This is a genomic window from Streptococcus pseudopneumoniae (assembly GCF_038148955.1).
Classification (GTDB): Bacteria; Bacillota; Bacilli; order Lactobacillales; family Streptococcaceae; genus Streptococcus; species Streptococcus pseudopneumoniae_T.
Genome location: NZ_JBBJZY010000044.1, coordinates 1 through 3,455, shown reverse-complemented (window position 1 = coordinate 3,455; position 3,455 = coordinate 1). Strand labels below are relative to the sequence as shown.

Here is a 3,455-nt window from a genome sequence, read left to right as displayed (position 1 = left end):
GACGTGGTTTGAATTTGATTTTTGAAGAGTATAAGCATACAAAAAAACGTCAGTTCTATTCAAACTGGCGTTTTATTTTTTAGGATTTTGATGGGTTAGGTTTAGTCCCCAAGGGACAAGATTTTCAGTTTTATTTTGGATACGTGTGATATTGTCCTTATGACGAATGATAATCAAACTAGCAAGAGCTAGGATAATGGCGATGAAGAGAGGGTCGTAGTTACTCAGGATAAAACCAAAAAGTGGAAAGAGTAGAACTCCGATGACAGCCGCGATAGATGCTGTGACACTAGATAGTGAAATCATACTGCCTAGATAGAGGGTCCCAAAGAAGACAACCGCAAGGTAGAGACAGAAGACAGGAGCAAATCCGAAAATCACACCTGCACTGGTTGCGACAGCCTTACCACCCTTAAATCCTGCAAAGATAGGGAAGGTATGGCCAATAACAGCCAAAAGTCCAAAGATGAGAGGCGAAACACCTTGCAGATGAAACATAATCGGAAGTAGCGTTGCTAGGGTTCCTTTGAAAAAGTCAATGACAAAGGTTGCCATACCAGCTTTCTTACCTAAAATGCGGAAGGTATTGGTCGTTCCAGTGTTACCAGAACCATGCTCACGTAGATTGATTTGAAAGAATACTTGTCCAATCCAGAGACCAGACGGAATCGAACCCAGCAGATAGGCTAGGATTAATAAAACTATTGTAATCATACTCCTATTATATCATGAAATGAAGAAGAAAGGCAGAGAATCTCTTCTGAAATTGTCACAGCGGAGAAAGAAAAATTTTGCAAAATCCTTAGAAAACTTGTAGAATAGTAAAGATGAACGAATAGGAGGTTCCTTGTGTCAAAAAAGGAAATCAATATTAACAATTATAATGATGATGCCATTCAGGTGCTAGAAGGGTTGGATGCGGTCCGTAAACGTCCAGGAATGTATATCGGATCGACCGATGGTGCTGGTCTCCACCACCTCGTCTGGGAAATAGTCGACAATGCAGTCGATGAGGCCTTGTCTGGATTTGGTGATCGTATTGATGTCACCATCAATAAAGACGGAAGTTTGACTGTGCAAGACCATGGTCGTGGGATGCCGACGGGTATGCACGCTATGGGGATTCCAACAGTTGAGGTTATCTTTACCATTCTTCACGCTGGAGGGAAATTCGGTCAAGGTGGCTACAAGACATCCGGTGGTCTCCACGGGGTTGGTTCTTCTGTTGTTAATGCCCTTTCTAGTTGGTTAGAAGTTGAAATCACCCGTGATGGGGCAATCTACAAGCAACGTTTTGAAAATGGTGGAAAACCTGTCACGACTTTGAAGAAAATCGGTACAGCGCCCAAGTCTAAAACAGGTACTAAAGTTACGTTTATGCCTGATGCGACCATCTTTTCTACGACAGACTTCAAGTACAATACCATTTCAGAACGCCTCAATGAATCAGCCTTCCTCTTGAAAAATGTGACCTTGTCCTTGACGGATAAGCGAACAGATGAAGCGATTGAATTTCACTATGAGAATGGGGTGCAGGACTTTGTTTCCTACCTTAATGAAGACAAGGAAACCTTGACGCCAGTTCTTTACTTTGAAGGTGAAGATAATGGTTTCCAAGTAGAAGTTGCCCTCCAGTATAATGATGGATTTTCAGATAATATTTTGTCCTTTGTCAATAACGTTCGTACCAAGGATGGGGGGACGCATGAAACAGGGCTCAAGTCTGCCATTACCAAGGTTATGAATGACTATGCGCGTAAGACGGGGCTTCTCAAGGAAAAAGATAAAAACCTTGAAGGGTCAGACTATCGTGAGGGACTAGCAGCCGTTCTTTCTATTCTGGTTCCTGAAGAACACCTCCAGTTTGAAGGACAGACCAAGGACAAACTAGGAAGTCCACTAGCTCGCCCAGTTGTGGATGGCATTGTGGCGGATAAGTTGACCTTCTTCCTTATGGAAAATGGGGAATTGGCTTCTAATCTCATCCGCAAGGCTATCAAGGCTCGTGATGCTCGCGAGGCGGCTCGCAAGGCGCGTGATGAAAGCCGAAATGGCAAAAAGAATAAGAAAGACAAGGGCTTACTTTCTGGTAAATTAACGCCAGCCCAGTCTAAGAATCCAGCTAAGAATGAACTCTATCTAGTAGAGGGGGATTCTGCCGGTGGCTCTGCCAAACAAGGCCGTGATCGCAAGTTCCAGGCTATTCTACCTCTTCGTGGTAAGGTTATCAATACAGCCAAGGCAAAGATAGCGGATATTCTCAAAAATGAAGAAATCAATACCATGATTTATACCATCGGTGCGGGTGTTGGAGCGGACTTCTCTATTGAAGATACCAACTATGACAAGATCATTATCATGACCGATGCGGATACCGATGGTGCTCATATCCAAACCTTGCTCTTGACATTTTTCTATCGCTACATGCGTCCGCTAGTCGAAGCAGGACATGTCTATATTGCCCTTCCACCTCTTTACAAGATGTCAAAAGGTAAAGGCAAGAAAGAAGAAGTGGCTTACGCTTGGACGGATGGAGAACTAGAAGAACTCCGCAAGCAGTTTGGTAAAGGTGCTACCCTCCAACGCTATAAAGGTCTTGGTGAGATGAATGCAGACCAACTCTGGGAAACAACCATGAATCCAGAAACCCGTACACTCATCCGTGTCACCATTGAAGACCTAGCTCGCGCCGAACGCCGCGTCAATGTCCTCATGGGAGATAAAGTCGAACCACGCCGTAAGTGGATTGAGGATAATGTCAAGTTTACGCTGGAAGAAGCGACAGTGTTTTAAGTCGGTTTTTAACGAATGGGTATTAACATGAGAACTGAAACAGAAATGATGAATCTGATTTTACAGACTGCTGAAACTTTAAAAGTCGAAGCCGTGGCTCTATCTGGTTCGCGAGCTTGTCCAAAAGCTCCAAAAGATGAATTTCAAGACTACGATGTGGTCTATATTGTGGATGATTTGGATAATCTGACGAGTGACCTTTCTTGGTTGGCCTATTTCGGGAAACGCATTATCGAGCAAGAAGTTAGTCTTGGTAATCGTCGTCTCTATCTCATGCTCTTTGAAGATGGTAATCGGATTGATTTAACTCTCTGCCCCAAAGAGCATATCAAGGAGTGGGTAGATAGCGAGGCAGGATTCACTGTTTTGGAAGACCTAGAACATTTATTTGAACCCTATTCCCAAAATCTAGAGCGTTTCTGGATGAGTCCAGCTAGTGAGACAGATTTTAAAAATTCCTGTAATGAATTTTGGTGGGTGTCGGCCTACGCTGTCAAAGGGATTTGTCGTAATCAAGTCATCTATGCGACCGACCATCTCTATGGTATTTGCCAACAAGAACTCTTGAAAATCTTGGCTTGGCAAGTGGTAAGTGATAGGGGAGCAGTTGACATCGGTAAAAATTACAAGTACCTCTTTCACTATTTGTCTGCTGAGAAAGA

3 protein-coding genes are annotated in these 3,455 nt (G+C 43.4%); 2 read left to right on the top strand and 1 reads right to left on the bottom strand.

Annotation, left to right across the window (positions count from 1 at the left end; all coding sequences use genetic code 11):
* Positions 1 to 72 precede the first annotated feature (72 nt).
* Positions 73 to 714, bottom strand: a complete 642-nt coding sequence (gene plsY / locus WKI23_RS09345) for a glycerol-3-phosphate 1-O-acyltransferase PlsY (RefSeq protein ID WP_238095471.1) — start codon at positions 712 to 714, stop codon at positions 73 to 75.
* Between the two features lie 135 nt (positions 715 to 849).
* On the opposite strand from plsY, the gene parE reads away from it, so the two are divergent.
* Positions 850 to 2,793: a DNA topoisomerase IV subunit B gene (gene parE / locus WKI23_RS09340; RefSeq protein ID WP_261011663.1), complete on the top strand. Its 1,944-nt coding sequence runs from the start codon at positions 850 to 852 to the stop codon at positions 2,791 to 2,793.
* A gap of 27 nt (positions 2,794 to 2,820) precedes the next feature.
* Positions 2,821 to 3,455: aminoglycoside 6-adenylyltransferase (locus WKI23_RS09335; RefSeq protein WP_368079730.1), on the top strand; the 635-nt coding region annotated here is incomplete at its 3' end.

Excerpts from the sequence above, each read along its gene's own strand:
- plsY (WP_238095471.1), bottom strand. The coding sequence starts at position 714 with ATGATTACAATAGTTTTATTAATCCTAGCCTATCTGCTGGGTTCGATT.